Below are 26,072 nucleotides of genomic sequence, written 5' to 3'. Positions count from 1 at the left end.
CCACAACCCCCACTCCCTCGAAGACACCCCGATCCAGGCCAGCGACTACGCACTATACGCAGCCACCGTGGTGCATCAGGCGTTGCTGCTTCAGCCCAAGTCCCCAGTTTCGATCCTGATGATGACCTCCATGCACGAGCTGGAGGCGCTACGGGCTTTGCCTGAATCCGCTTTGGTTCAGGTGCAGGCGCCCAGTGAGCGCAGGACTTCGCACTAAGGCTGCTTAATGTGTTGTCAGGGCCGGCCCCTTCGCGGGCACGCCCGCTCCCACAGGATCACCACAGGCTGCAAGACTTGCACAGTACCTGTGAGAGCGGGCGTGCCCGCGAAGGGGCCGGCCCAGGCATTAGAGAATTTTCAGGGAATTGAACAAAGACAACAGAAGACACCCAATTCACCGTCGGCCAGACCACTTTCTATCAAGGCGAAAACGGCACCCATCCACTGTTCCGCATCGAACCCGGCATCCCCTGTCGGGACGCCCGCGAGCAATCTTCGGAATTGATGGGCTATGTCCGTGAACTGACCATCACTGGCCTGAAGGAGGAGAAGCCCATGATGATCTGGGCTGCTCACTACCTGAGTGCAATGGCCAAGGCGCTGAGGATGATGCAGAGCTGGGCATGAAGCACTGACATACCGTAGCCCTTTCGCGACACGGGGCCGCCCCTACAGGTTTCGTGCATTTCTGGTCGGTCTGGTATCGACAAAAAGAAAGGCCCAGGGCTTCCGCAGCTCTGGGTCTTTCTTCAGTGGCAACCCACCATCAGTGGAACTGCTCTTCCTCGGTCGAGCCGGTCAATGCAGTTACTGACGATGCGCCACCCTGAATCACAGTGGTCATGTCGTCGAAGTAGCCAGTGCCCACTTCCTGCTGGTGAGCCACGAAGGTGTAGCCTTTGCTGGCGTCAGCGAATTCCTGCTCTTGCAGCTTCACGTAGGCGGTCATGTCGTTGCGGGCGTAGTCGTGCGCCAGGTTGAACATGCCGTGCCACATGTTGTGGATGCCCGCCAGGGTGATGAACTGGTGCTTGTAGCCCATGGCCGACAGTTCGCGCTGGAACTTGGCGATGGTGGCGTCGTCCAGGTTCTTCTTCCAGTTGAAGGACGGCGAGCAGTTGTACGACAGGATCTGGTCCGGGTACTCCTTCTTGATGGCCTCGGCGAAGCGACGGGCTTCGTCCAGGTCTGGCTTGGCGGTTTCGCACCAGATCAGGTCGGCATATGGCGCATAAGCCAGGCCGCGAGAGATGGCCTGGTCGAGACCGGCGCGGACCTTGTAGAAGCCCTCACGGGTACGCTCGCCAATCACGAACGGCTGATCGTACGGGTCGCAGTCGCTGGTCAGCAGGTCAGCGGCGTTGGCGTCTGTACGGGCCAGAATGATAGTCGGCACGCCGGAAACGTCAGCTGCCAGGCGCGCGGCCACCAGCTTCTGTACGGCTTCCTGCGTCGGTACCAGTACCTTGCCGCCCATGTGGCCGCATTTTTTGACCGAGGCCAGCTGGTCTTCGAAGTGCACGCCGGCGGCGCCTGCTTCGATCATGTTCTTCATCAGCTCATAGGCGTTCAACACGCCACCGAAACCGGCTTCGGCGTCAGCCACGATTGGGGCGAAGTAGTCGATGTAGCCTTCGTCGCCCGGGTTCTTGCCGGCTTTCCACTGGATCTGGTCGGCGCGGCGGAACGAGTTGTTGATGCGCTTGACCACGGTCGGTACCGAGTCAACCGGGTACAGCGACTGGTCAGGGTACATCGACTCGGCCGAGTTGTTGTCGGCGGCAACCTGCCAGCCGGACAGGTAAATGGCCTGGATGCCGGCCTTGACCTGTTGCACTGCCTGGCCACCGGTCAGGGCGCCCATGCAGTTGACGAAATCTTTGTCTGGGCGGAAGGACGGGTGGGCACCTTGGGTGACCAGCTTCCACAGTTTTTCTGCACCCTGGCGGGCCAGGGTGTGCTCTGGCTGCAGGGAGCCACGCAGGCGAACGACATCAGCGGCGGTGTAGGTACGGGTCACGCCTTTCCAGCGCGGGTTCTCGGCCCAATCTTTCTCGAGGGCTGCAATTTGCTGTTCGCGTGTCAGTGCCATGGAAATAAACCTCGTCGCATCGATCTTGGGTTAATTGTGCTGATGCTCGGGTGCAGATCAGGGCGCTTGGCGGCTGTCCTGTTCGCAGGAGTGCGGCGGCGAACGCGAAGGCTCGAAGGGGGAAGGGTGGGCAGGCCGGGCGAAGGTGTGCTCCGGCAGGTCGGCTCGTGGTTGCCTTGCTGCGGTGCTACGCGATTGCCAGTACTGCGGTGATGCGCTTCCGTCCCTCGGGACAACTTCTTCGTTGCAGTCGCAATCCCGTCGAACCGCCTTGTGGGCCGTATAGACACGAGGCGCCTCCGGGGGTGGGAGGAGCACGCCTCGAAGGCCCTTGCCAGGGCCCCTGATTAGCGGGAGCGAGGCCATCATGCCCTTGGGAAAAAGACCCTGTCAAATGTTTTGTAGTGGATTTTTTCACTTACTACATCTTTGGTCTAATGCGACTTGTCAGTCAGTTTCAAGGCCTTTGGTCGAGGCCTTGAATTGCCTGGTATCAGTCCAGAAGGTCGACTTTCACCCGCAAAGTCATGTTTTCACCGCGCTGGGTGCTGTAACTGCGGCTTGACGCGCTGCGCTCGGCTTGGCTCTGCTGGTTGTAGCCTGCCAGGGTGATCCACTCGCCGAGCTTGCCGGTCACGGTCGTGTCGGTGCTTTGCACTTTCACTACATCTGCACGTTCCTGGCTGATGCGATCATTATTAGTGCTGATTTGCAGACGAACCGTGTCACCGCTCAAACTGGGCGTGACATAAAAGCCCTGGGTCACATTGCGGTATTCGGTGTTGCTCTGGATGCGCCCATAACCGTCGGTGCTGGTGCTGGTAATCGGGATGCTCTGGCCAACCTGAATGAGTGCAGGCTGGCCTTCGCTGGCCTGAACCTGCTGCATGCCGCCGTCACGGTTGCTGGTGCCGTAGTGGATGACGCGTGCGTTACCGCGGTTGTCCTGGAAGTTGCTGTCGTTGTTGTCAACGCTGATCAGCAGGCGTTTGGGAGCGGTGTCCAGTTGCTGCAGCAAAGTGCGCAGGTCGCTGATGCGCTCGGGGCTGGCGTTGACGATCAGCTTGTTTTCGAAAGCGCTGACCGTGCCGTCCTTGCCAATGAATGACTGTGCGGCAGGCAGCAGTTCGGCGCTGGCGCGGTGCTGCAGCGGCACCACCTCGGTGGCCGCCTGGGCGGCGAGGCTGGCAACGAGCAGCAGGGAGGCGAAAAAGGGGCGTAGCGGCATGTCCATGATCTCCGCAGGTGGAATCAACATGATGGCAAATTTGCGGATGTCCTGCTGGATCTGGATCACGCTCCGGGGTGGGCAGATGAACCTTTAAGCTGCGCCGTCAGTCGCACTCACAGGGAACGCGTGGGGTGATTACATGAAGGGTAGTCTGATCCTGCTGTTATGGCTTTGCAGCCTTGGTGCACAGGCTGCAGCGGATACGCTGCGGATCAAGCAGCTGCAGCGATGCGGCGACTTGTTCGGCGATAGCCAGCAGCAATGGTGCCTGCGTGCCGAGGGGCTCGGGGCAGATGTGCCAAAGGTATGGCTGGGCGGTGTGCGGCTGTCAACGGCGGATATCGAGCGTCAAGGTGACCGGCTCACGCTGAAGCTGGCGAAGCAAGCGCAGCGCAGCGCGCCGCTTTGGCTGGAGTCTGGCAGCAGTACCAGCAACCCTGTATGGCTGACCCGCCAGCGCAGTCATGTGGTCGCCGCAAGGCCTGATGAGGTGGCGAAGAACATGGATGGCCTGACCACCTATGTCGACCTGGTCAGCCTGTTGATTGAGGAGAAACACGAAGGCCTTGGAGAGGCCCGGCGTATTGCCGATAAATACGGCGCCCAGGTTGTCGGTGCGATACCGCCGCTGAATGTCTACCAGTTGCGCTTGCCGGTGGCTGACCTGGTGCAGCGTGACGCGATGATCCTGCGCATGGGCAGTGAACTCAGCGTGGATGCCGTGGTTGTCGAGGAGTCTGCACCGGAGCGCGGTGAAGAAGGCAGCGGCCGCGACGCTCGGGCCATCGACCAGGCGGACGAATGGGCCGCCAACCGGTTCATGGATGCGCTGTATTTCTACCAGCGACGGATTGGCGCTTCGCACTTGCCGGTGCACCCCGTGCGGGTTGGGGTAGTCGAGCGTGAAGTGGATTTTGATGCCCCCGCGTTCAGCCAATACCGAGGCGGCTGCGAACAGGGCCAGACCTGCCTGTACGCGCGCGACGGGGATCGCGCGACCAGCCACGGCAGCCATGTCGCAGGCATTCTCGCCGCACAGGGTGAGGGTTTTTTGCCGGGGCTGGGCAAGCACAGCCCTGGCTTCGAGGTGATTGTAGAGCGCAACTCCGATGCAGGCATCACCGCCAACATCGCTGCATCGGTAAACCTGGTCGAGGATGGCGTGCGGGTGCTGAACTGGAGCTGGGGCATCCACCGGGTAGGCGCACGCGATGTCAACGGTGATGAGGTCGATTCGCTGGTGCGTTCCGGGCTGGCGATGAGTGGTTACGAGGAATTGCTTGAGGAGTTCTTTCTCTGGCTGCGCAAAGAGCATCCAGATGTGATGGTGGTGAATTCGGCGGGTAACGGTGCGTCGTGGTCAGGTACCGACGAATACCGCCTGCCGTCGTCGTTCATCACCGAACAACTGCTGGTGGTGGGCGGGCACCAGCGCAGCGACAAGGCGACGGCGGTCGAAGCCCCCGAGCATGTGCGCAAGCGCCACAGTTCCAACATCGACATGCGCGTGGATGTCAGTGCCGCTGCCTGCATTCGCCCAGCGGCTGCCGCTGCTGCGCATTGCGGCACGTCGTACGCAACACCCTTGGTGACTGCCACCGTTGCAACGATGCTGTCGATCAACCCGGCCCTGACCCCGGAACAGGTGCGCATGCTGTTGCGGCGCAGTGCCCTGACCCTGGGCACCGAGCAGGATTTCGAGGCGATGGATGCCGAAGACCTGACGGCGCCGATCCTGCCTTCGGAACGTGGAGGGCGCCTGAACCACCCAGACCTGGGGCGTTCAGCGCGGCTGGACATGCAGCGTGCGCTGGACCTGGCAGTGCAGAGCCGGGAGCGGGTGCGCTGAACGGTGGCCGCTGTCAGACAAATTCCGTAACATCGCGCCCTCGTTTTTGTAATGTCCCGCATCACAGGAAACCCATGAAGCCCGCCCGAATACGCGCCGACCTGCTCGCCGGCCTGACCACCTCGTTCGCCCTGGTGCCCGAGTGCATCGCCTTTGCCCTGGTGGCGCACCTCAACCCGCTGATGGGCCTGTATGGCGCGTTTATCATTTGTACGCTGACGGCGCTCTTTGGCGGTCGACCGGGGATGATTTCCGGCGCTGCCGGGTCCATGGCGGTGGTGATCGTCGCGCTGGTGGTGCAGCACGGCGCGCAGTATCTGCTGGCCACGGTGCTGCTGGGTGGCGTGGTGATGATCCTGTTCGGCCTGCTACGGCTGGGCAAGCTGGTACGCCTGGTGCCGTACCCGGTCATGCTCGGCTTCGTCAATGGCCTGGCCATCGTCATCGCCATGGCGCAGCTTGAGCACTTCAAGGCGGGTGAGCACTGGCTCAGCGGCGCGCCGCTGTACCTGATGATCGGCTTGGTGGCACTGACCATGGCGGTGGTCTACGTGCTGCCGAAATTGACCCGTGCGGTACCGCCGGCGCTGGTGGCGATCCTGGGCGTTGGCTTGCTGGTGTACCTGCTCGACCTGCCCACCCGCACCTTGGGCGACATGGCGCACATCGCAGGCGGTCTGCCGGGGCTGGCGCTGCCGGATGTACCCTGGAATCTGGACACCCTGAAGATCATCGCCCCCTACGCGGTGCTGATGGCGATGGTCGGCCTGCTGGAGACCTTGCTCACCCTCAACCTGACCGATGAAGTGACCGAGAGCCGTGGTTTCCCGGACCGCGAATGCGTGGCGCTGGGTGCGGCGAACATGGTTTCGGGCCTGTGCGGTGGCATGGGCGGTTGCGCAATGATTGGCCAGACGGTGATCAACCTCAGTTCCAACGGGCGCGGCCGGCTGTCCGGGGTAGTGGCCGGGGTGATGATCTTGCTGTTCGTGTTGTTCCTGTCGCCGCTGATCGAGCGTATTCCGCTGGCAGCGCTGGTCGGGGTGATGTTCGTGGTGGCCCAGCAGACCTTCGCCTGGGCGTCGCTGCGGGTGCTGCACAAGGTGCCGGTGAACGATGTGCTGGCGATCATTGCGGTGACCGTGGTGACGGTATTTACCGACCTGGCCATGGCGGTGCTGTTCGGCATCGTCATCGCGGCGCTCAACTTTGCCTGGCAGCATGCGCGAGAGCTGTACGCCGACAGCCATGAGGACGCTGAAGGTGGCAAGCGTTATCAGGTACATGGCACCCTGTTCTTTGCCTCGACCGCCTCGTTCCTCAACCAGTTCGACCCGGCCCAGGACCCGGCCCAGGTCACGCTGGATTGCCAGCATTTGAGCTTTGTCGATTATTCGGCAATTGCGGCGCTCAAGACCCTGCGCGAGCGCTATGCCAAGGCGGGCAAGCATTTGCGCGTTGTGCATTTGTCGGAGCGGTGCAAGAAGCTGTTGAAGCGGGCTGGCGAGCAGCATTGAAAAAATTGTGGCTGCCTGTTCCGGCCCCTTCGGCTAAAGCCGCTCCCACAGGGGTATGCGATCCCTTGTGGGAGCGGCTTTAGCCGCGAAGGGGCCGGAACAGGAGAGCCACTTACTCCCCGCGATTTTTCTTGACGATGCCATCGGCAATGCTCGCCGGGGCCTCGGCATAGCGGGTGAACTCCATCGAGAAGCTGGCCCGGCCCTGGGTCATCGACCGCATCGAGGTGGCGTAGCCGAACATCTCGCCCAACGGCACCTCGGCGCGGATCACCTTGCCAGCCGGTGTTTCGTCACCGTCCTGGATCATCCCGCGGCGCCGGCTGAGGTCGCCCAGAATGTCGCCCTGGTATTCCTCCGGCGTCACCACCTCCACCTTCATCACCGGTTCCAGCAACACCGCGCCGCCTTTCTGCGACAGCTGCTTGGTGGCCATTGAAGCAGCGATCTTGTAGGCCATCTCGTTGGAGTCGACATCGTGGTACGAGCCGTCGAACACGGCAGCCTTGAGGCTGATCAGCGGGTAGCCGGCAAGCACGCCGTTCTTCATCTGCTCTTCGATGCCCTTCTGGATCGCGGGTATGTACTCGCGCGGTACCACGCCGCCGACGATCTCGTTGATGAACTCCAGGCCTTCCTTGCCCTCGTCGCCGGGGGCGAAACGGATCCAGCAATGGCCGTATTGGCCACGGCCGCCGGACTGGCGCACAAAACGGCCCTCGATCTCGCAGGTATTGCGGATTTTTTCCCGGTAAGCCACCTGCGGCTTGCCGATGTTGGCCTCGACGTTGAACTCGCGGCGCATGCGGTCGACGATGATGTCCAGGTGCAACTCGCCCATGCCCGAGATGATGGTCTGGCCGGTCTCTTCGTCGGTACGTACGCGGAATGACGGGTCCTCCTGGGCCAGCTTGCCCAGGGCGATGCCCATTTTTTCCTGGTCGGCCTTGGTCTTCGGCTCCACGGCCACGGAAATCACCGGGTCAGGGAAATCCATGCGTTCGAGGATGATTGGTTTGTCCAGGTCGCACAGGGTGTCGCCGGTGGTCACGTCCTTCATGCCGATCAGCGCGGCGATGTCGCCTGCGCACACGTCCTTGATTTCGGCACGCTGATTGGCATGCATCTGCACCATGCGGCCGATGCGTTCCTTCTTGCCTTTGACCGAGTTGAGTACCGCGTTGCCGGAACTGAGCACGCCGGAATACACGCGGGCGAAGGTGAGGGTGCCGACGAACGGGTCGGTGGCAATCTTGAAAGCCAAGGCTGAAAACGGCTCTTTGTCGTCGGCGTGCCGTTCCAGGTGCTTTTCTTCGTCGTCCGGGTCGGTGCCGCGGATGGCAGGAATTTCCGAGGGGGCGGGCAGGTAGTCGATTACCGCATCCAGCATCAGCGGTACACCCTTGTTCTTGAACGATGAGCCGAGAATGGTCGGGACGATTTCGTTGGCAATGGTGCGTTGGCGCAGGGCAGCCTTGATTTCTTCGACGCTCAGCTCCTCACCATCGAGAAACTTCAGGGTCAGCTCATCGTTGGCTTCGGCAGCGGCTTCCACCAGGTGAGCGCGCCATTCGTCAGCGAGCGCGCGCAGGTCATCCGGAATTTCTTCTTCGCGGTAGCTGGTGCCATTGTCGGCGTCGTTCCAGTAGATGGCCTTCATCTTTACCAGGTCGATCTGGCCAATGAAGTTTTCTTCGCTGCCGATGGCCAGCTGGATCGGCACCGGGTGGTGCCCCAGGCGCTGGTCGATCTGCTTGACCACCCGCAGGAAGTCGGCGCCCTGGCGATCCATCTTGTTGATGTAGGCCAGGCGAGGCACATGGTATTTGTTGGCCTGGCGCCAGACCGTCTCGGACTGAGGCTCTACCCCGTCAGCGCCGCTGAACACCACCACCGCGCCATCGAGCACGCGCAATGAACGCTCCACCTCGATGGTGAAGTCGACGTGGCCGGGGGTATCGATGATGTTGAAGCGGTATTTGTGCGCGAACTGTTTGGTCGAGCCTTGCCAGAATGCCGTGGTGGCCGCCGACGTGATGGTGATGCCGCGTTCCTGCTCCTGGGCCATCCAGTCCATGGTCGCGGCGCCATCGTGCACCTCACCCATCTTGTGGTTGACCCCGGTGTAGAACAGGATCCGCTCGGTAGTGGTCGTCTTGCCGGCGTCCACGTGGGCGACGATGCCGATATTGCGGTATAGCTCGATGGGGGTTGTGCGGGCCATGGCGGACTACCTGCGGATGGGCGGATTCCACCACGTTAGCAGACCGGTGGAATCCTGCCCTGCCGCCGGGCCGTCAGTCGGCCTGGGCTTGCAGCATCCATTGGCCATCCACTTCACGGGCCAGGCCACTGGCCGTGAGCAGCGCCAGCAGGCGCGGGTGCAGGTCCGCTTCGGTGAAGGTCTTGAGGGTGGCCAGGTCCAGTGGGCCGACCAGGTTGAGGTCGGCCTTGGTGTACGACAGCCAGGCCTTTTTCAATACCTGGGCGACATCGCTGCCTGATGTACTGGCGAAGCGGCGATGGCACTGGCGGCTTGCAAAAGTGAAGGTGTGGGCGTGGCTGTAGGTGCTTTCGTCACCCCCTTCAGTGCAGCGGTGGCAGCGGCACGGGCCTTCGCCGAAGGCGTTGCGCAGGTAGCTGTTGAAGTCCACGACGGGCTTGAGGGACAGGCGTTTATCGACATCGAACAGGTCGGCGATCAGGGGTTCTTCGGCGCTCACTCGGGATCCTCGTGTGGTGTGGCGTGCATCGGCGGGCACCCTAACAGATCGGGGCATTCAGATCACCTGTAGAGACAACAGAGACCACCTGCCGTACTCTACGCGCCCTTACGCCTACACACCCACTGAGGTAACCCCGTTTGAGCACCAAGTACCCGTACACCGCCACCGTGACCATCAGCGCCGAAGACCGTGGCGGAGATACCGAAGCTTCGGAAAACCCCAGCATGCGCGTGGGCCTGGAAGCGGTGACCGAAACCCTGAAGAAGGTGCATTTCGTCGGTACGCTCGCGGCACCTGAAAAACAGGCCACGCACATCTGCGTGACCCTGGAGAACGGCCTGACCTACTACGGCCCGATCGTCAACGGCCACGCCGAACTCGAAGGCGGCTGGATCGCCTTCGAATCCGACATGCTGACCCCCGAAGAACTGGGCCTGTAAGCCTCAGTTCAGCTCCACCAGGCACTGCTCGAGGATATCCAGCCCTTCCTCGAGCACCTCGGCTTCGATGGTCAAGGGGGCCAGCAGGCGGATGATGTGTCGCGCCTTGCCGCTGGGCATCAGCAGCAAGCCCTTGGCCCGTGCCGACTCCATTACCTTGGCCAGTTGCGCCGGCGCCGGGCTGCCGTCGGCATTGACGAATTCGATGCCGCGCATGGCGCCCACGCCGGTCAGTCGGCCGATGTACGGGCTCAGACCCGAAGCCTTCCAGCGCTGGTGGCGGCTGACGATGGCCTGCTCCTGGCGCTCACCCCAGGTGGCGATGTTTTCGTCGGTCATCTGCGCCAGGCTGGCCAACGCCGCCGCACAGGCAATCGGGTTGCCCGAGTAGGTGCCACCGAGGCCGCCCTTGGGCAGTGCTGCCATCAATTCCTTGCGCCCGACCACCGCCCCCAGCGGCATGCCGCCGGCGATGCTCTTGGCCAGCAGCAGCAGGTCGGGCTCGATGCCGAGGCGCGGGAAGGCGAAGCGCTGGCCGGTGCGGCCGAAGCCGGACTGGATCTCGTCGATGATGATCAGGATGCCGTGTTGGTCGCAGAAGCGGCGCAAGGCCTGGGCGAAGGCCGGGTCGAGGGCGAGGAAACCGCCTTCGCCCTGCACCGGCTCGAGGATGAACGCTGCCACGTCTTCCACGGCCAGCTCCACGCTGAACAGGCGCTCCATGGCCTTAAGCGCCTGCTCGCAGGTAACCCCGGTATCCACGCTGGGGTAGGGCAGGTGGTACACCGGTCCGGGCAGCTCGCCGACCCGTTGCTTGTAAGGGGCTACCTTGCCATTGAGGTTCAGGGTGGCCAGGGTACGGCCGTGGAAGCCGCCGTCGAAGGCAATGATGGCGCGTTTGCCTGTAGCACCGCGGGCGACTTTAAGAGCGTTTTCTGCAGCTTCCGCACCGCTGTTGGTGAGCATGCCGGCCAACGGGTAGCTGACCGGTACGAACTGGCTCAGCTGTTCCATCAGCGCCAGGTATGGACCGTGGGGTGCGGCGTTGAAGGCATAGTGGGTCAGACGGGTGGCTTGCGCCTGGATGGCTTCGACCACGGCGGGGTTGCAGTGGCCCAGGTTGAGCACGCCGATACCGCCGACAAAGTCGATGTAACGTTTGCCGTCGGTGTCCCAGACTTCGGCATTACGGCCATGGGAAAGTGTGATCGGGTGAACGATGGCGATGGATGGGCTGATACTTTCCTGGTTCATGGGCACGCGGGACCTTTGTTCAAGTTTCTTATTATCCAAGCGTGTTGGGGGGTTATTCCGCAAACGAATTATTCGATTGCGGTCATTCCCTGAATTCGTGAACTGGCCGGTATGTGTGTTGCCTGTGCCGGCCTCTTCGCGGGCTTGCCCGCTCCCACAGGTTATGCACAGTGTTCGAACCTGTGGTGATCCTGTGGGAGGGGGCAAGCCCGCGAAGAGGCCGGTATAGGTTAAGTCAGTCCCCCTCAGCCACCCGCTCCCGAATCCACTGCACAAAGGCCCTGATCTTGGGCACTTCGGCCGCATGCTCGGCATGCGCGATAAAGTGCTTGCCGTTGCTCGCCACCGGGTGGTCCCAGGCCACCACCAGCTTGCCCTCGCTCAGCTCCTCGGCCACCAGGTAGCGCGGAATCAGGGCTATGCCGCAACCGGCGATCGCTGCGCGGATGCACAGGTAGAACGTGTCGAAACGCGGCCCGTGGTAGCTGTTCTGGCTGTGTAGCCCCAACCCCAGGAACCATTCATGCCAGGCCTCCGGGCGCGACACGCATTGCAGCAGGCGGTGCTCGGTAAGCGCCTGGGCGCTTTCAAAGGGGTGGTTGGCCAGCAGCTGCGGGCTGCATACCGGTACCACTTCTTCGCTGAACAGCTCGATGCAAGTGGCCCCAGGCCAGGTGCCCTGGCCGAAGAAAAAAGCCACGTCGGCCTTGGCCTGCACCAGGTCGAATGGCTCCAGCTCGTTGCGCACGTCCAGGTGAATGCGGGGGTAGCGGTCGCCGAAACCCTTGAGCTTGGGCACTAGCCAGCGCGCGCCGAAGGTAGGCTGGGTAGCAATACGCAGCACTTCGGTTTCGTCGCCGTAGCTGAGGATGTAGCGGCTGGAAATATCGATCTGGGTGAGGATCTTGTTCACTTCGGTGAGGTACAGCGCACCCGCCGGGGTAAGGTGCAGGCGCCGACGAATGCGCTGGAACAGGGAGTGCGAGAGCATGTCTTCGAGCTGCGCCACCTGCTTGCTGACGGCGCTTTGCGTCAGGTGCAGTTCCTGGGCCGCGCGGGTGAAGCTGAGGTGGCGGGCAGCCGCTTCGAAGCACTGAAGGGCGGTGGTCGAAGGCATCAGGCGTTTGGACATGACGGGCAAATACCGAGCAAAAAAAGGAAGGAGTTCATTCCAAAGCGGAATCATGTGGTTCGAAAAGGTCGTTTGTTGACCCCGGCCTATAGATTAATACTGACCTGGATCAACGATTACAACCGGTCATGTGAAGAGGAGGTCAGTACCCGCTTCCGGCATCTGCAAAACAACAAAAACGACTATCAGAAATTTACAAGAATTCTGCTCCGACCTTCAGCCGCTTTGTCGCGGCCGACCCATTCGAGGGTTCTTCATGGCTTCGCAAGACAACAAGAAACAGCGTTCCCTGCAGCACGGCCTGACTTCCCGTCAGGTGTCCATGATCTCCATTGCCGGCATCATCGGCGCCGGCCTGTTCATCGGCTCGTCGAACGCCATCGCCACCGCCGGCCCGGCCATCCTCATTTCCTACGCCATGACCGGCCTGCTGGTATTGCTGGTGATGCGCATGCTGGGCGAAATGGCCATCGCCAACCCTAACAGCGGCTCGTTCTCCACCTATGCCTCAGAAGCCATCGGCCCTTGGGCGGGCTTTACCATCGGCTGGTTGTACTGGTGGTTCTGGGTGCTGATCATTCCGGTGGAGGCCATCGCTGGCGCCGACATCCTGCATGCTTACTTCCCCGGCGTACCGTCCTGGTTGTTCGCCTTCCTGATCATGCTGGTGCTGTCGTGCACAAACCTGATCAGCGTGAAGAACTTTGGTGCCTTCGAGTACTGGTTCGCACTGGTCAAGGTGGTGGCGATCATTGCCTTCATTGTGGTCTGCAGCCTGGCGGTATTCGGCTTCTGGCCGCTGGCCGAGGTGTCCGGAGTCAGCCGGCTGTGGGACAACGGCGGCTTCATGCCCAACGGGTTCGGCACGGTGCTCGGTGGTGTGCTGATCACCATCTTCTCGTTCTTCGGCGCCGAAATCGTCACCATTGCCGCTGACGAAACCGCAAACCCGAAAGACAAGATCCGCCGTGCCACCAACCTGGTGGTGTACCGCATTGCCATCTTCTACCTGGCGTCGATCTTCCTTGGTGGTGTCGCTGGTAGCCTGGAATGACCCTGCGCTGAAAGCAGTCGGTTCGTTCCAGCGCGTGCTGGAAGTGCTGAACGTGCCAGGCGCCAAGCTGTTGGTCGACCTGGTGGTGCTGGTTGCAGTGACCAGTTGCATGAACTCGGGCCTGTACACCGCGTCGCGCATGCTGTATTCGCTGGGCGCCCGTGGCCAGGCACTGAGCATGACCAAGCGTATCTCCGGCTCGGGCGTGCCGACCGTGGCGGTCATCTTCTCGACGCTGGCCGGTTTTGCCGGGTGCCTGGTCAACTATGTGTTCCCGGGTAAGGTGTTCGGCTTCTTGCTGTCCACCACCGGCGCCATCGCCTTGCTGGTGTACCTGGTGATTGCCGTGTCGCAGCTGCGCATGCGTGCGCGTGCGGACCGCGAAGGGCGCCCGCTGGAGCTGAAGATGTGGCTGTTCCCCTGGCTGACCTGGCTGGTGATCGGCACCATCGTCATGGTGCTGGGCTACATGCTGTTCAGCGATGCCTACCGCTATGAAACCCTGATGACCGCTGGGGTGACAGCATTCATCCTGCTGGTTTCGCTGACCCAACGGCGTGCCCAGGGGGTTGCCCAAGCCGCCTGATGTTTCTGCTTTAATGGGGGCGTTGCGCGCCCCCATTCCAACAAGCACAGGAAGCGTATGACTGACCACCCACTCTCCCTTCAGGCCCTTGCGGCGCCTGAAGGCACCTGCTACGGCTGCGGCTGCGCCCACCCCAGTGGGCTGCACCTGCAAAGCCACTGGGACACCGACGGCATCCACCTGATATGCCGGCACGCACCCGACAGCACCTTTATCGGCTGGCCCGGCCTGGTTTACGGCGGCCTGCTGGCGATGCTGGTCGACTGCCATTCCAACTGGGCGGCCATGGCCTACCACTACCGCAACGAAGGCCGCGAGCCAGGCAGCCTGCCGCGTATCGATTGCGTGACTGGCACACTCAACCTGACTTACCTGAAACCTACCCCGATGGGTGGGGAGCTTTTGCTCAAAGCCCGAGTCGAAGGGGAGGTGGGGCGCAAAAGCCGGGTGATTTGCGAGGTCTGGGCCGAGGATGTGCTGACGGTGACGGCCGACTCGGTGTTTGTCCGTGTCGATACCGAAAAGCTCAAACTCAAGGCCCATGGCCAGGCTTGAGTTGCCGGCCCGGATGAGTGGTCGGTGATGGTCAGCGGCCGGGGATGTCTCTAGAGTGACAGGTTCATTCCCCAGGCAAGGTTGATCATGACCGATCTCAGTGCTTTCCCCATCACTCGCAAGTGGCCCGCCAAACACCCTGAACGCCTGCAGCTGTATTCGCTGCCGACGCCCAATGGCGTCAAGGTGTCGATCATGCTCGAAGAAATCGGCCTGGCCTACGAGGCGCACAAGGTCAGCTTCGATAACGATGACCAGTTGAGCCCCGAATTCATTTCGCTCAGCGCCAACAACAAGATCCCCGCCATCCTTGACCCGGACGGGCCTGGCGGCCAGCCATTGCCGCTGTTCGAATCCGGGGCGATCTTGCAGTACCTGGCGGAAAAAAGTGGACAACTGCTCAGCCAGGACCCTGCCCAGCGTTACCAGACGCTGCAGTGGCTGATGTTCCAGATGGGCGGCATCGGGCCGATGTTCGGCCAGGTCGGGTTCTTCCATTTCTTCGCTGGCAAGGAATATGAAGACAAGCGCCCGCGTGACCGCTACGTCAACGAGTCCAAGCGGCTGCTGGGTGTGCTGGATCGGCATTTGAAAGGTCGGGAGTGGATGGCTGACGAGTACAGCATCGCCGACATCGCCATCTTCCCTTGGGTGCGTAACCTGGTGGATCGCTACAACGCGCGTGAGTTGGTGGGCTTCGACCAGTTCAAGGAAGTGCAGCGGGTACTGGCGAATTTCCTCGAACGGCCGGCGGTGCAACGCGGCCTGAAAATCCCGGGCTGATAACGCAGAACCCGTCACGTACACCGGTCCCTGCAGGAGTGGCACAAGGCCGCTCCTGCAAAGGGCGCAGTTCAGGTTTAGAAAATGTGGTTCAGCAGCCAGTACAGGCTGCCAGCCAACAGCATCGCCGCCGGCAAGGTCAGCACCCAGGCCATCAGCAAGTTGAACAGCGTGCGCTTCTGAATCCCCGACCCATTCGCGACCATGGTCCCCGCCACCCCCGAGCTCAGCACATGGGTGGTCGAAACCGGCAACCCGAACATGTCCGCTGCGCCAATGGTGCACATGGCAACCACCTCCGCCGAGGCACCTTGGGCATAGCTCAGGTGGGTCTTGCCGATCTTCTCGCCCACTGTCACCACGATGCGCCGCCAGCCAACCATCGTCCCCAGCCCCAGCGCGATGGCCACAGCCACCTTGACCCATAGCGGAATGTAGCGGGTGGCGTCGTCCAGTTGAGTCTTGAACAGTTGCACCTGGCTGCGGGTATCGGCATTGAATGCCACCAGGCGGTTTTTCTCGATCAGGCGGATGGCTTCGCTGGTCAGGTACATATCATTGCGCACGTTGGCCATAGCCTCGGCAGGTATGCGCTTGAGCGAGCCGTAGCTTTTGACCTCTTGGCCGATCATCCCGGTCAACGCCGCCAGTGCCGGTACCAGTTGCGCGCTGGCCTTGGGCTCGCCAATGAACGCGGTCAGGGTCTGGCGCGGATCGGCCGGGGCCGCATGTGGGGCGCTGCGCACCAGTGCCTGGCGGGTCACTTCGGCGACGGTGGAAAACTGCAAGGCCTGCTCATTGGGCATGGTTTTGTTCAGCGCATACGCCATTGGCAGGGTGCCGACAAGGATCAACATGATCAGGCCCATGCCTTTCTGGCCATCGTTGGAGCCGTGGGCGAAGGACACCCCGGTACACGTCAGGATCAGTACACCGCGAATCCACCAAGGCGGCGGTGTCTGGCCTTGTGGCGCCTGATACAAAGCTTGACGCTTGACCAGTGCACGCAAGGCGAGCAACAACAGGGCGGCGCAGGCAAAGCCGATCAGGGGGGAGAACAGCAGGGCGTAACCCACCTTGCTGGCCTGGGCCCAGTCCACGCCGCTGGTGCCGTCACGCCCATGCATCAGCGCATTGGCCACCCCCACACCGATGATCGAGCCGATCAGGGTGTGCGAGGATGACGCCGGTAGCCCCAGCCACCAGGTGCCGAGGTTCCAGATGATCGCCGCCAACAGCAAGGCAAAAACCATCGCGAAGCCGGCCGAGGAGCCTACCTGTAGAATCAGTTCCACGGGCAGCAGGGCGATGATGCCGAATGCCACCGCGCCACTGGAAAGCAGCACGCCCAGGAAGTTGCACAGCCCGGACCATACCACTGCGACCGGTGCCGGCAGCGCATGGGTATAGATCACGGTGGCTACCGCGTTGGCGGTGTCGTGGAAGCCATTGACGAATTCGAAGCCCAGGGCAACCAGCAGTGCCAGGCCCAGCAGCAGAAACGGCGTGGACGTGGTGATGACCGTGCCGCTGGCGCTGACATCCTGTTTCAGGCTCCAGGCGGTGTAGGCGATACCCGCCAGCAGCAGGCCGAAGAACAACACGAGGGTGGCGCGCCCAGGCTTGTGGGCAAGTGGCGGGCGGGCGTCGCGTTGGGCCAGGTGCGGCTGGCTGGCCAGTAGCGGGGTTGCCATGATGGCTCCGGTTGGCATTGGGCAAGTTGCCGAAGGCCTTGAGCATAGAAACAATTCGCAACCCGGCCGTGACCTCGATCAATGAATTATCTAGGCTCAAGACGGACGGTAAATGCCGGAGACAGCCATGATCCGCTGCAAGCGTGTCTACGATGCGGTCGCGAGCGACGATGGCCAGCGAGTGCTGGTCGACCGCCTGTGGCCGCGCCACCTGCGCAAGGAAAACCTGCACGGGCAGTGGTTGCGCGAAGTGGCACCCTCCAATGAATTGCGCAAGGCGTTTCACCAGGGGGCGGTCGACTTTACCGGTTTTACCCAGTGCTACCAGGAAGAATTGGCTGCCCATCCAGAGCATTGGTACCCCCTGCTGGACTTGGCCGGAAAGGGGTTGCTAACCCTGCTTTATGCAGGCAAGGACACCGAGCACAATAACGCCCGGGTGCTGGCCGAATGGCTGGAAAGCGAACTGGACCGGCATGGGCCTGGCAGTTCACCCGTATGCTATGCCCAGTGAGTGACATTTGCTGCACCGGCCTCATCGCCGGCCCTGCCAATCTCCAGAGCCCATTGTGCGATGCCGCTACATTTGATTCCCGCCAACGACAGTCACCGTACGTTCGCCCGCGACCTCACGCGGCGCGCCATGCTGCGGTATTACCGTGAATTTGACCTGCTCTGGATCGAGGACGCGTTCGACCAGGCCTGGGGTTGGCGCGAGCAGTGGTTGATCAGCGAAGGCGACAGCCTGTTGGGTTTCTGCAGCCTCAGCCAGGACCGCCAGGCGCTGTTTATCCGCGAGTTGCACCTGTTGCCCGAGCATCGCGGGCGCGGTGTCGGCAGCTGGGTATTGGAAGAGCTGGCGCTGTGGGCCGGGCAGCGGCGCCTGCCGTTGCTCAGGCTGATGGTGTTTCGCAGCAACCCGGCGCGCCTGTTGTACCAACGCCATGGTTTTGTCGAAATGGGTGAGGATGAGTGCTTTGTGCGCATGCAACGTACGATTGGCTAGTAGCGTAATGATGGCTTGTCGCGACCGAAGCGCAGCGGCATAGTGAGCCCAGACGCTCACGGTCGCCCGTAGACGGGGCGGCAGAGGATGAGCGTGATCAGGGATAAGGAGAAGCCCACAATGAACGGGATTGGTCCGCGGCTGCGGGAAGAACGTGAGCGCTTGGGCATGACCCAGCGCGTGTTTGGCGATATCGGTGGGGTCGAACCCAATGCCCAGGGCAAGTACGAAAGTGGCGAGCGTACGCCGCGGGTCGATTACCTGGCAGCACTGGCGGCCAGGGGGGTGGATGCACTGTACGTGCTTAGTGGCATGCGCACGCCGGCCCCGCTAGAAGGGTTGAGTACGGATGAGTCAGGGCTGCTGGGCGCCTTCCGGCAATTGCCGATCGACGACCAGGCGGCCATCTGGCACCTGCTTGGCCGCTTGAGCAGCGATATCAAGCCCAGGCAAACAGTGAGGCCTGTCACTGTTGTGCGTCAGGCGTTTCTTACAGAAGCAATGCGTTAGACCCGCCTGGAAAAATTTTGTTAAGGTGGCGGGATCCAATCGCCCTGCTGACGAGGTGTGTGCTTGATTAGGGTCTTAGTGGTCGACGATCACGATCTGGTACGAACCGGTATTACCCGCATGCTGGCCGACATCGACGGCTTGCAGGTGGTGGGTGAGGGGGACTCGGGTGAATCCGCGCTCAAACTGGCCCGCGAGCTGAAGCCGGACGTGGTGCTGATGGACGTGAAAATGCCCGGCATCGGCGGCCTTGAGGCCACCCGCAAACTGCTGCGCAGCCACCCGGATATCAAGGTAGTGGCCGTGACCGTGTGCGAGGAAGACCCGTTCCCCACCCGCCTGTTGCAAGCCGGTGCCGCCGGTTACTTGACCAAGGGCGCAGGCCTTGACGAGATGGTTCAGGCCATCCGTCTGGCTTTTGCCGGCCAGCGCTACATCAGCCCGCAAATCGCCCAGCAGTTGGCGCTGAAACCTTTCCAGCCACAGGGCTCACCGTTCGATACACTGTCGGAGCGGGAAATCCAGATTGCCCTGATGATCGTTGGCTGTCAGAAAGTGCAGATCATCTCTGACAAGTTGTGCCTCTCGCCCAAGACCGTCAATACTTACCGTTATCGGATCTTTGAAAAACTCTCGGTCACCAGCGACGTCGAACTGACCTTGCTGGCCGTTCGCCACGGCATGGTCGACGCAAGCCTGTAGAACCTCATGTCCCAAGTGTTTGATGCCAGCGCATTCCTGGCCACCTGCAGTGGTCGCCCGGGCGTTTACCGGATGTTCGACGGCGAAGCCCGCCTGCTTTACGTGGGCAAGGCCAAGAACCTCAAGAAACGCCTGGCCAGCTATTTCCGCAAGACCGGCCTGGCGCCCAAGACCGCCGCGCTGGTCGCGCGCATCGCCCAGGTCGAAACCACCATCACCGCCAACGAAACCGAGGCGTTGCTGCTGGAGCAGAACCTGATCAAGGAATGGCGGCCGCCGTACAACATCCTGCTGCGCGACGACAAATCCTACCCCTACGTGTTCCTGTCCGACGGTGAGTTCCCGCGGCTGGGCATTCACCGTGGGGCGAAGAAGGCCAAGGGCCGCTACTTTGGCCCGTACCCCAGTGCTGGCGCCATCCGCGAAAGCCTAAGCTTGCTGCAAAAGGCTTTTTCGGTGCGCCAGTGTGAAGACAGTTACTACGCCAACCGCACCCGGCCGTGCCTGCAGTACCAGATCAAACGCTGCAAAGGGCCCTGCACCGACCTGGTCACCCCCGAAGAATACGCCGAGGATGTGCGCCACTCGGTGATGTTTCTGGAAGGCCGCAGCCAGCAACTGGGCAACGAGCTCAATGCCGAGATGGAGAAGGCCGCCATGGCCCTCGACTTCGAGAAGGCCGCTGAGTTGCGCGACCAGATCGCCTTGTTGCGCCGCGTGCAGGACCAGCAGTACATCGAAGGCGGCAGTGGCGACGTCGATGTCATCGCCGCTTTCGTCAACCCCGGTGGCGCCTGCGTGCACCTGATCAGCGTGCGCGGCGGCCGGGTGCTGGGCAGCAAGAACTTCTTCCCGCAGGTGGGCATCGAGGAGGAGGTGGCCGAGGTCATGGCCGCATTCCTTTCCCAGTACTACCTGGGCAACGCAGAACGCGAATTGCCCAGCGAGTTGATCGTCAACGTTGTTCACGAAGACTTCGATGCCATCACCGCAGCGCTGCACACGCTGCGTGGCCGCGAGCTGACCATCAGCCACCGGGTACGCGGCACGCGCGCCCGCTGGCAGCAGCTGGCAGTGACCAACGCCGAGCAGGCGCTGAACGCTCGCCTGGCCAACCGCCAGCACATGGCCGCACGTTTCGAGGCCTTGGCCGAAGTGCTGGGCCTGGACGAAGTACCGCAGCGGCTGGAATGCTACGACATCAGCCATTCCAGTGGTGAAGCCACCGTGGCCAGTTGCGTGGTGTTCGGCCCCGAAGGTGCGCTGAAGTCCGACTATCGCCGCTTCAACATCGAAGGCGTCACAGCCGGCGATGACTACGCCGCCATGCACCAGGCCCTGACCCGCCGTTACGGGCGTATCAAGGATGGTGAGGGCAAGCTGCCCGACGTGTTGCTGGTGGACGGCGGCAAGGGGCAGTTGAACATGGCCCGGGATGTGATGCAGGAATTGGGCTTCACTGACCTGACCCTGCTGGGTGTGGCCAAGGGCGTCACCCGCAAGGCCGGTTTCGAAACCCTGTACCTGAACGACGTGCACCACGAGTTCACCCTAAAGGGTGATTCGCCGGCCCTGCACCTGATCCAGCAGATCCGCGACGAAGCCCACCGTTTTGCCATTACCGGCCACCGCGCTCGCCGCGGCAAGGCCCGCCGGGTGTCGAGCCTGGAGGATGTGGCCGGGGTAGGGCCCAAGCGCCGGCGCGACCTGCTGAAACATTTCGGCGGCCTGCAGGAGCTCAACCGCGCCAGTATCGATGAAATCGCCAAAGCCCCCGGCATCAGTAAAAAGCTTGCCGAGTCGATTTATGCCAGCCTGCATAGCGAGTAGAATGCCGGGCTCAACTTGCAGCCAGTCGTACCGATGAATATTCCAAACCTGCTCACCGTTCTACGCGTCCTGCTCATTCCGTGCTTCATTCTGCTGTTCTATATGCCTTATCAGTGGAGCTACATGGCCGCCAGCAGCGTGTTTGCCGTTGCCGCCGCCACTGACTGGCTGGACGGCTACCTGGCGCGTCGCCTGCAGCAGAGCACGCCGTTCGGTGCCTTTCTGGACCCGGTGGCCGACAAGCTGATGGTGGCGGTGGCCCTGGTACTGCTGGTGCAGACCCACGCCAACTTCTGGCTGACCCTGCCGGCGGCGGTCATCATCGGCCGCGAAATCGTGGTGTCGGCGCTGCGCGAGTGGATGGCTGAGCTGGGCGCGCGGGCGCACGTGGCGGTGTCCAACCTTGGCAAGTGGAAGACCGCCGCGCAGATGCTGGCGCTGGTGATCCTGCTGGGCAACCCGCCAGCGGTAACGTTCTGGGTGATCCTGGGCTACGGGCTGCTGCTGGTGGCGGCGGGGCTGACGCTGTGGTCGATGGTGCATTACCTGCTGGCCGCCTGGCCGCACCTGCGCGAAGGTTCTGAACAGAAATAAACTTTTTTTGAATCAAGGGGTTGACGCTGTTTTAGAAATCGCTAGAATGGCACCCATCACGACGCGGGAATAGCTCAGTTGGTAGAGCACGACCTTGCCAAGGTCGGGGTCGCGAGTTCGAGTCTCGTTTCCCGCTCCAAATTTTGATCTACAGACTTCTACTGGGGTCTGTAGGTCATTGAAAAAAGGAGCTTCGGCTCCTTTTTTCATTCCAGCGAGTGCCACGGAAATCCACCCACAGCTACCGTTTTTGAGTGACCAAATAAGGCACAAGAATACGGGTGGGTCGGCTACCGGATAGTTGCTGGGGCTGAGCGGGAACCATGACGAGCATAGGGCCTAAGTCATTACTTAGGAGTCTCGAAATGGCGCTCTCTGATCTGACCGTCCGGCAGGCGAAGACCACCGGAAAACGCTACACCCTCTCCGACAACGACTGCCTGGGCCTGATGGTCTCAGCCGCAGGCGGCAAGTCATGGCAATTCCGCTACTACTGGCTGGGCAAGCAAAAGCGCCTGTGCCTAGGCGGCTATCCTGCCCTCAGCCTGCGTGAAGCCCGGACCGAGCGAGACAAGGCCCAGGCCCTGCTTGCCAGGGGGATCGATCCCCAGGTCGAGCGCGACCAGAAACGGCACGCGGCCAAGCTGGCAGGCGAATACACCTTCAAGACCGTCTTCGATGCTTGGGTCGAGCATCGCCGTAAGGAACTCAAGGAAGGCCGTCAGAGCACGCTTTCCCAGATCCTACGCATCTTTAACAAAGACGTGCTGCCCACTCTGGGGAAGATGTCGATCTATGACATTCGCCGCCCTCAGCTTCTGGGCGTCCTGGCGGCGATCGAGAAGCGCAAGGCGTTCACTACTGCGGAAAAGGTCCGCACCTGGTTCAACCAGATGTTCCGTTATGCCCTGGTCATCGCCGAGGGGCTGGAGGTCAACCCGGCCGCAGACCTGGACGTGGTAGCCGAACCCAAGCCCCCGGTAGCCCACAATCCCTACTTGCACCTGCCCGAGATGCCCGAGTTCCTCCAGAAGCTCCGGCTCTACAACCCCCGTGGCTGGCAGACCCAGCTTGGCGTCCGGCTGCTGTTCCTGACCGGGGTGCGCACCGGCGAACTGCGGTTGGCCGAACCCGAACAGTTCGACCTCGACCGCGGCTTGTGGATCATCCCACCGCAGATCGTCAAGCAGCTCCAGGATGAAATGCGCAAGGCAGGGAAGCGGCCGCAGGATGTGCCCCCCTATATCGTGCCGCTATCCCTGCAGGCCATCGAGATCGTGCGCTATCTTCTGGGGGTGATGCGGCCGGCGCAGAGGTACCTGCTGTCACACCGCAGCGAACTCAAGAAGCGCATCAGCGAGAACACTCTCAACAAGGCCGTGCAGCTCATGGGCTATGAGGGGCGCCTGACCGGCCACGGCATCCGCGGCACCATCTCGACGGCGCTCAACGAGATTGGCTACCCGAAGATTTGGGTGGACGCGCAGCTTTCCCATTCCGACCCCAACAAGGTGAGTTCGTCCTACAACCACGCCAAGTACGTTGAGCCGCGCCGTCGGATGATGCAGGACTGGGCCGATCGGCTCGACCTGCTCGAACAGGGCGAAGTGGAAGCCGCGAGCGCGCACCTGACCATCCGTATCGACGGAGTGCCGGCGATGGCGGAAGCGGAGGAAGCGGTGGAGACGGCCCCCACGGTGGCCGAGCCCACTCTCACCAGCGTCTCGCCCGTTGTAGCAACACCCATTGTCGTGACCTCGAATGGCGGCGGGATCACGTTCCAGCGGCTGTCTCAGGTGCCGCCGCCTCCGACGCATGCCCCAGAGCCGGAAGTGTCCGCGATCCAGCGCGAGCGCGAGGAAATGCTGACCATCTACGAGTCTCCAAGCAGCTTGCCGGTCCCGCTGTTCGGCAAGCTGGCCGGAAAGTCCAAGGACCAGATCAACCGCGAACTGAAAGCGGGCAAGTTGCTGTCCATCAGTTTGGGCAATCGGGGGCAGCGTGTTCCCGATTGGCAACTGGTGCCGCTCAAGCACAAGCTGGCCCAGGTGCTCATGAACCAGTGCCCGCACGCGGATTCGTGGGATCTGTACCGCATGCTGACCCAGCCGCACCCTGACCTGGGGGATCGCGCGGCCATTGATGCGGTCACGCCGACCAACGTGCCGGCAATCATCCGGGTCATCATGGGCGACTACCAGCACCATGCGGATATGCCCGAGGCCATTGCCCCGTACCCCATCCCCGAGGATGTGCGGCAAAGCGTTCGTCGGCTGGTGGATAGCGCAGTAGTTCTAGACGGAGCATAGGGCTCTCAAACCTTGCAGGGGCCTTGTGGCCCCTGCATTACGCTTGCACCGCCTCCACGAGTTCGCTCAGCGTGCGCGGTGCGGGAGCGAAGAACACGGCGCCGGTGTGCGCCGTCGAGAAATCGAGCAGGCGGTCGTGCATGCCTGGCGGATCGCCGAGGAACATGCGCTCCAGCATCTTCTGCGTCACCCACAGATGCCTGGAGTAGCCGATGAAGTAGGTGCCATATTCGCCCTGGCCGGGGCGGCCGAAGGGCATGTTGTCGCGCAGGATGTCGTGCTCGGTGCCGTCGTCGTCCACGATCGTGGCGAGGGTCTTGTGCGATTTCTGGCCGCTCGTCGCGTCGGGCAATTCGACATTGCTGACGATCTCCCGGCCGATGATCCGCTCTTGCTCGTCCTTGGCGAGCCGAGCCCACGGCTGCATTTGGTGCAGATACTTCTGCACCACCAAGTAGCTGCCGCCGGCGAACGCCTGATCTTCACTGCCGACCAGCGTCGAGGCGCCGATGTCGTGCCCGGTCGGGTTGGCCGTGCCATCGACAAAGCCAAGCAGGTCGCGGGAGTCGAAGTAGCGAAAACCGACCACCTCGTCGGCCACCGTCACGCTGCTGCCCAGTTGGTCCAGCAGCAGGCGCTCGAATTCAAAACAGAGGTCCTCACGTTCGGCACGGATGTGAAAGAACAGGTCGCCGGGCGTGGCAGGCGCGGTGTGCTTAGCACCCTCGATGGGCAGGAAGGGCCGTAGTTCCTTCGGGCGCTTCCCGGTCTGGAAACGGTCCCATAGCGCCGATCCCAGTGCAGTGATACACGACAGCCGGCCGTTGAGATCGCGGAAGCCCACCGTTTTGATCAGGTCGTCCAGCCCGTCCAAGACGCCGGCGACCACCTGAAGGGCCTCGTGGCCCTCGGCGACCGTCAACGTGAGAAACACCGCCGCGCGCGACAGCGGCGCATCGATGCTTTGCGAGTCAATTGGTACTCGGTCCCAACCACTTCCAACCATTCGTGCCTCCAAAGACCATGTTCATTCATCATATTGCCAGAGATGAAAGTGCTATCACTGGCGCGCTAACAGGCGCGTGCCGCTGTAACTACCCGCACGCAGCCTCGGCGAGAGCGGGCTATGGGTTGTTCGAGCAAGCCGCGCTGTCCCTGGCAACCAGCATTGCCCTGTGCTCGAACCGCTCAGAAACAACATTGGCTCGTCCGTGGGGCCGCTGCAGGTATGTCACGATCTCGTAGGGGCCGTCTGAAAGCGGTCGCATAGTGATCCCCCACGCATGGGCACGCTCAATGCGCGATTGCGCGGAGAGCCCCACTCCGTAGCCAGCGGTCACCCAAAGCGCCATCATCTCGAACGAAGTCACATGCTGAATGCTCTGCTGGCTCAACGGAAGAAAGGACAGTCGCTGATCCAGCAGTAGGCAAGTCTCCGCCGGCCAGCGAAACACCGGATAGTCCAGAAGCTCGGCAAGCGTGATCTTCGCCTGGGCAACTAAGGGGGACCCCAGCGGCACTGCAACAGCCACGTTCTCCACCCAGAGCGGTTGGCTTTTCACGGCCGGAGCACCAGCGTTCCGAAGCGACATTCCAGCGTCGTAGCGGCCTTCCTCAAGGCCCGTCAACAGATCATCGGCTGAGGTCTCAAAGAACGTGATGGTGACTTCTGGTTCCTCCGCGCGCTGTAGGGCAAGAAGCGTTGTGAGGCAAGAGGATGGCACTCCGGGCGCGATAGCAAGCCTGAAATGGGAAAACTGGCTGGTGGCGTCATGCATGAGGGCCCCCAATAAGCGATCTGTCCAGAAAGGCAAACCAGCGTTGCAGGAAAGAGTGAAGTTTAACGTCGTTATCTTTAACGTGGTTAATTGTGGCAGATTGTTTGACGCTTCTGCTAATGCAGAAATCAACAATTCAGCCAGGCCGTCCTTCTGGCACATCGACGTATGAATCCGAGTCGGCGTCAGCCTTCGGAAAGGCCGTGCGCGCTGCGCGCGTCGCTCAAGGAGTCGCGCAAGACGAGTTCGCATCTCGGGCAAGCATTTCGCGTTCTCACATGGGTAAGATCGAGCGTGGTGAGCACGTGCCCACGCTTCCGCTCATACTGAAAATTTCTACGGCACTTGGAATAAGCGCGGCTGACCTGATGACGGCGACCGAACGCAATCTGCGTGCCGACACTGATCCCTGAGTGTCTAGCCTGCCAGC

The 26,072-nt window shown here is 61.9% G+C and carries 23 protein-coding genes, 1 tRNA gene and 2 pseudogenes; 17 read left to right on the top strand and 9 right to left on the bottom strand.

The genetic code is table 11. The annotated features are described in order from the left end of the window. Together AC07XM_RS24025 and AC07XM_RS24020 are read left to right on the top strand one after the other, a co-directional pair. A partial coding sequence (locus AC07XM_RS24025; protein ID WP_102689832.1) for a hypothetical protein occupies positions 1-217 on the top strand: 217 nt, incomplete at its 5' end. A gap of 158 nt (positions 218-375) precedes the next feature. Next, a pseudogene (locus AC07XM_RS24020) lies at positions 376-635 on the top strand (DUF3077 domain-containing protein); the annotation flags it as partial. Positions 636-766: 131 nt separating this feature from the next. Here AC07XM_RS24020 and aceA read toward each other — a convergent pair. Then, on the bottom strand, positions 767-2,092 hold the full coding sequence (aceA, locus tag AC07XM_RS24015) for an isocitrate lyase (RefSeq protein WP_016488214.1): 1,326 nt from the start codon (positions 2,090-2,092) through the stop codon (positions 767-769). A gap of 493 nt (positions 2,093-2,585) precedes the next feature. Further along, positions 2,586-3,350: a secretin N-terminal domain-containing protein gene (locus AC07XM_RS24010; RefSeq protein ID WP_172455952.1), complete on the bottom strand. Its 765-nt coding sequence runs from the start codon at positions 3,348-3,350 to the stop codon at positions 2,586-2,588. Between the two features lie 112 nt (positions 3,351-3,462). Here AC07XM_RS24010 and AC07XM_RS24005 point away from each other — a divergent pair, with 112 nt between their 5' ends. Next, a complete protein-coding gene (locus tag AC07XM_RS24005; protein ID WP_102689831.1) occupies positions 3,463-5,172 on the top strand; it encodes a S8/S53 family peptidase in 1,710 nt (569 codons plus the stop codon). Positions 5,173-5,246: 74 nt separating this feature from the next. Next, the gene (locus AC07XM_RS24000; protein WP_016488212.1) at positions 5,247-6,689 is read left to right on the top strand and encodes a SulP family inorganic anion transporter; all 1,443 of its coding nucleotides are present in this window, start codon (positions 5,247-5,249) and stop codon (positions 6,687-6,689) included. A 112-nt stretch (positions 6,690-6,801) separates the two neighbouring features. On the opposite strand, the gene fusA is transcribed toward AC07XM_RS24000, so the two are convergent. Then, positions 6,802-8,913, bottom strand: coding sequence for an elongation factor G (fusA, locus tag AC07XM_RS23995; RefSeq protein WP_016488211.1), 2,112 nt, complete (start codon positions 8,911-8,913; stop codon positions 6,802-6,804). Positions 8,914-8,986: 73 nt separating this feature from the next. Further along, positions 8,987-9,412, bottom strand: coding sequence for a hypothetical protein (locus AC07XM_RS23990; protein WP_016488210.1), 426 nt, complete (start codon positions 9,410-9,412; stop codon positions 8,987-8,989). 140 nt (positions 9,413-9,552) lie between these two features. Here AC07XM_RS23990 and AC07XM_RS23985 point away from each other — a divergent pair, with 140 nt between their 5' ends. Then, the gene (locus AC07XM_RS23985; protein WP_016488209.1) at positions 9,553-9,855 is read left to right on the top strand and encodes a hypothetical protein; all 303 of its coding nucleotides are present in this window, start codon (positions 9,553-9,555) and stop codon (positions 9,853-9,855) included. 3 nt (positions 9,856-9,858) lie between these two features. Here the strand turns inward: AC07XM_RS23985 and AC07XM_RS23980 are convergent, their stop codons facing one another. Continuing rightward, positions 9,859-11,109 (bottom strand): 2-aminoadipate transaminase, encoded by a 1,251-nt coding sequence (locus tag AC07XM_RS23980; RefSeq protein WP_016488208.1) that lies wholly within the window; start codon positions 11,107-11,109, stop codon positions 9,859-9,861. 235 nt (positions 11,110-11,344) lie between these two features. After that, positions 11,345-12,241 carry a transcriptional regulator GcvA gene (gene gcvA, locus AC07XM_RS23975; protein WP_016488207.1) on the bottom strand — a complete coding sequence of 299 codons (897 nt, stop codon included), beginning with the start codon at positions 12,239-12,241 and terminating at the stop codon, positions 11,345-11,347. 256 nt (positions 12,242-12,497) lie between these two features. Between gcvA and AC07XM_RS23970 the strand changes: the two are divergent. The 3 genes and pseudogenes from AC07XM_RS23970 to AC07XM_RS23960 all read left to right on the top strand — a co-directional run bounded on the left by AC07XM_RS23970 (position 12,498) and on the right by AC07XM_RS23960 (position 15,219). After that, positions 12,498-13,881: pseudogene (locus AC07XM_RS23970) on the top strand (amino acid permease). A 57-nt stretch (positions 13,882-13,938) separates the two neighbouring features. Then, a complete protein-coding gene (locus AC07XM_RS23965) occupies positions 13,939-14,436 on the top strand; it encodes a PaaI family thioesterase (RefSeq protein ID WP_096426551.1) in 498 nt (165 codons plus the stop codon). A gap of 87 nt (positions 14,437-14,523) precedes the next feature. Next, positions 14,524-15,219 (top strand): glutathione S-transferase N-terminal domain-containing protein, encoded by a 696-nt coding sequence (locus AC07XM_RS23960; protein WP_016488204.1) that lies wholly within the window; start codon positions 14,524-14,526, stop codon positions 15,217-15,219. Positions 15,220-15,296: 77 nt separating this feature from the next. Here the strand turns inward: AC07XM_RS23960 and AC07XM_RS23955 are convergent, their stop codons facing one another. After that, entirely contained in the window at positions 15,297-16,913 is a 1,617-nt protein-coding gene (locus tag AC07XM_RS23955) for an inorganic phosphate transporter (RefSeq protein WP_102689830.1), read from the bottom strand. Positions 16,914-17,040: 127 nt separating this feature from the next. On the opposite strand from AC07XM_RS23955, the gene AC07XM_RS23950 reads away from it, so the two are divergent. The 8 genes from AC07XM_RS23950 to AC07XM_RS23915 all read left to right on the top strand — a co-directional run bounded on the left by AC07XM_RS23950 (position 17,041) and on the right by AC07XM_RS23915 (position 23,864). Beyond that, positions 17,041-17,427 carry a DUF488 domain-containing protein gene (locus tag AC07XM_RS23950; RefSeq protein WP_023047493.1) on the top strand — a complete coding sequence of 129 codons (387 nt, stop codon included), beginning with the start codon at positions 17,041-17,043 and terminating at the stop codon, positions 17,425-17,427. A 60-nt stretch (positions 17,428-17,487) separates the two neighbouring features. Continuing rightward, positions 17,488-17,919 carry a GNAT family N-acetyltransferase gene (locus AC07XM_RS23945; RefSeq protein WP_016488201.1) on the top strand — a complete coding sequence of 144 codons (432 nt, stop codon included), beginning with the start codon at positions 17,488-17,490 and terminating at the stop codon, positions 17,917-17,919. Between the two features lie 120 nt (positions 17,920-18,039). After that, the gene (locus AC07XM_RS23940) at positions 18,040-18,429 is read left to right on the top strand and encodes a helix-turn-helix domain-containing protein (protein WP_016488200.1); all 390 of its coding nucleotides are present in this window, start codon (positions 18,040-18,042) and stop codon (positions 18,427-18,429) included. A 63-nt stretch (positions 18,430-18,492) separates the two neighbouring features. Further along, positions 18,493-19,131, top strand: coding sequence for a response regulator transcription factor GacA (gene gacA / locus AC07XM_RS23935; RefSeq protein WP_023047491.1), 639 nt, complete (start codon positions 18,493-18,495; stop codon positions 19,129-19,131). Between the two features lie 6 nt (positions 19,132-19,137). Continuing rightward, the gene (uvrC, locus tag AC07XM_RS23930; protein ID WP_060516982.1) at positions 19,138-20,961 is read left to right on the top strand and encodes an excinuclease ABC subunit UvrC; all 1,824 of its coding nucleotides are present in this window, start codon (positions 19,138-19,140) and stop codon (positions 20,959-20,961) included. Between the two features lie 33 nt (positions 20,962-20,994). Beyond that, entirely contained in the window at positions 20,995-21,555 is a 561-nt protein-coding gene (pgsA, locus tag AC07XM_RS23925) for a CDP-diacylglycerol--glycerol-3-phosphate 3-phosphatidyltransferase (RefSeq protein ID WP_016488197.1), read from the top strand. Positions 21,556-21,618: 63 nt separating this feature from the next. Continuing rightward, a tRNA-Gly gene (locus AC07XM_RS23920) sits at positions 21,619-21,694 on the top strand. A gap of 226 nt (positions 21,695-21,920) precedes the next feature. Then, positions 21,921-23,864: a tyrosine-type recombinase/integrase gene (locus AC07XM_RS23915; protein ID WP_023093402.1), complete on the top strand. Its 1,944-nt coding sequence runs from the start codon at positions 21,921-21,923 to the stop codon at positions 23,862-23,864. Positions 23,865-23,901: 37 nt separating this feature from the next. On the opposite strand, the gene AC07XM_RS23910 is transcribed toward AC07XM_RS23915, so the two are convergent. Both AC07XM_RS23910 and AC07XM_RS23905 read right to left on the bottom strand, forming a co-directional pair. After that, a complete protein-coding gene (locus tag AC07XM_RS23910) occupies positions 23,902-24,870 on the bottom strand; it encodes a Dyp-type peroxidase (RefSeq protein WP_023093403.1) in 969 nt (322 codons plus the stop codon). A 118-nt stretch (positions 24,871-24,988) separates the two neighbouring features. Next, entirely contained in the window at positions 24,989-25,804 is an 816-nt protein-coding gene (locus tag AC07XM_RS23905) for a substrate-binding domain-containing protein (RefSeq protein ID WP_023093404.1), read from the bottom strand. Here AC07XM_RS23905 and AC07XM_RS23900 point away from each other — a divergent pair. Beyond that, entirely contained in the window at positions 25,762-26,055 is a 294-nt protein-coding gene (locus AC07XM_RS23900) for a helix-turn-helix domain-containing protein (protein ID WP_071536335.1), read from the top strand. The genes AC07XM_RS23905 and AC07XM_RS23900 overlap by 43 nt on opposite strands. The last annotated feature ends 17 nt before the right edge of the window (positions 26,056-26,072 follow it).

This window comes from Pseudomonas sp. GW460-LB5 (genome assembly GCF_059423245.1).
This window is presented reverse-complemented; position numbering and strand designations above follow the sequence as displayed.

Bases quoted from the DNA above. Each gene is read 5' to 3' on its own strand.
- uvrC (WP_060516982.1), top strand. From the start codon at position 19,138: ATGTCCCAAGTGTTTGATGCCAGCGCATTCCTGGCCACCTGCAGTGGT.
- AC07XM_RS23950 (WP_023047493.1), top strand. From the start codon at position 17,041: ATGATCCGCTGCAAGCGTGTCTACGATGCGGTCGCGAGCGACGATGGC.
- AC07XM_RS23945 (WP_016488201.1), top strand. From the start codon at position 17,488: ATGCCGCTACATTTGATTCCCGCCAACGACAGTCACCGTACGTTCGCC.
- gcvA (WP_016488207.1), bottom strand. From the start codon at position 12,241: ATGTCCAAACGCCTGATGCCTTCGACCACCGCCCTTCAGTGCTTCGAA.
- aceA (WP_016488214.1), bottom strand. From the start codon at position 2,092: ATGGCACTGACACGCGAACAGCAAATTGCAGCCCTCGAGAAAGATTGG.
- AC07XM_RS23965 (WP_096426551.1), top strand. From the start codon at position 13,939: ATGACTGACCACCCACTCTCCCTTCAGGCCCTTGCGGCGCCTGAAGGC.
- AC07XM_RS24010 (WP_172455952.1), bottom strand. From the start codon at position 3,350: ATGTTGATTCCACCTGCGGAGATCATGGACATGCCGCTACGCCCCTTT.
- AC07XM_RS23905 (WP_023093404.1), bottom strand. From the start codon at position 25,804: ATGTGCCAGAAGGACGGCCTGGCTGAATTGTTGATTTCTGCATTAGCA.
- AC07XM_RS23910 (WP_023093403.1), bottom strand. From the start codon at position 24,870: ATGGTTGGAAGTGGTTGGGACCGAGTACCAATTGACTCGCAAAGCATC.
- AC07XM_RS24005 (WP_102689831.1), top strand. From the start codon at position 3,463: ATGAAGGGTAGTCTGATCCTGCTGTTATGGCTTTGCAGCCTTGGTGCA.
- AC07XM_RS23900 (WP_071536335.1), top strand. From the start codon at position 25,762: ATGCAGAAATCAACAATTCAGCCAGGCCGTCCTTCTGGCACATCGACG.
- AC07XM_RS23960 (WP_016488204.1), top strand. From the start codon at position 14,524: ATGACCGATCTCAGTGCTTTCCCCATCACTCGCAAGTGGCCCGCCAAA.
- fusA (WP_016488211.1), bottom strand. From the start codon at position 8,913: ATGGCCCGCACAACCCCCATCGAGCTATACCGCAATATCGGCATCGTC.
- AC07XM_RS24000 (WP_016488212.1), top strand. From the start codon at position 5,247: ATGAAGCCCGCCCGAATACGCGCCGACCTGCTCGCCGGCCTGACCACC.
- pgsA (WP_016488197.1), top strand. From the start codon at position 20,995: ATGAATATTCCAAACCTGCTCACCGTTCTACGCGTCCTGCTCATTCCG.
- AC07XM_RS23980 (WP_016488208.1), bottom strand. From the start codon at position 11,109: ATGAACCAGGAAAGTATCAGCCCATCCATCGCCATCGTTCACCCGATC.
- AC07XM_RS23915 (WP_023093402.1), top strand. From the start codon at position 21,921: ATGGCGCTCTCTGATCTGACCGTCCGGCAGGCGAAGACCACCGGAAAA.
- AC07XM_RS23940 (WP_016488200.1), top strand. From the start codon at position 18,040: ATGAACGGGATTGGTCCGCGGCTGCGGGAAGAACGTGAGCGCTTGGGC.
- AC07XM_RS23955 (WP_102689830.1), bottom strand. From the start codon at position 16,913: ATGGCAACCCCGCTACTGGCCAGCCAGCCGCACCTGGCCCAACGCGAC.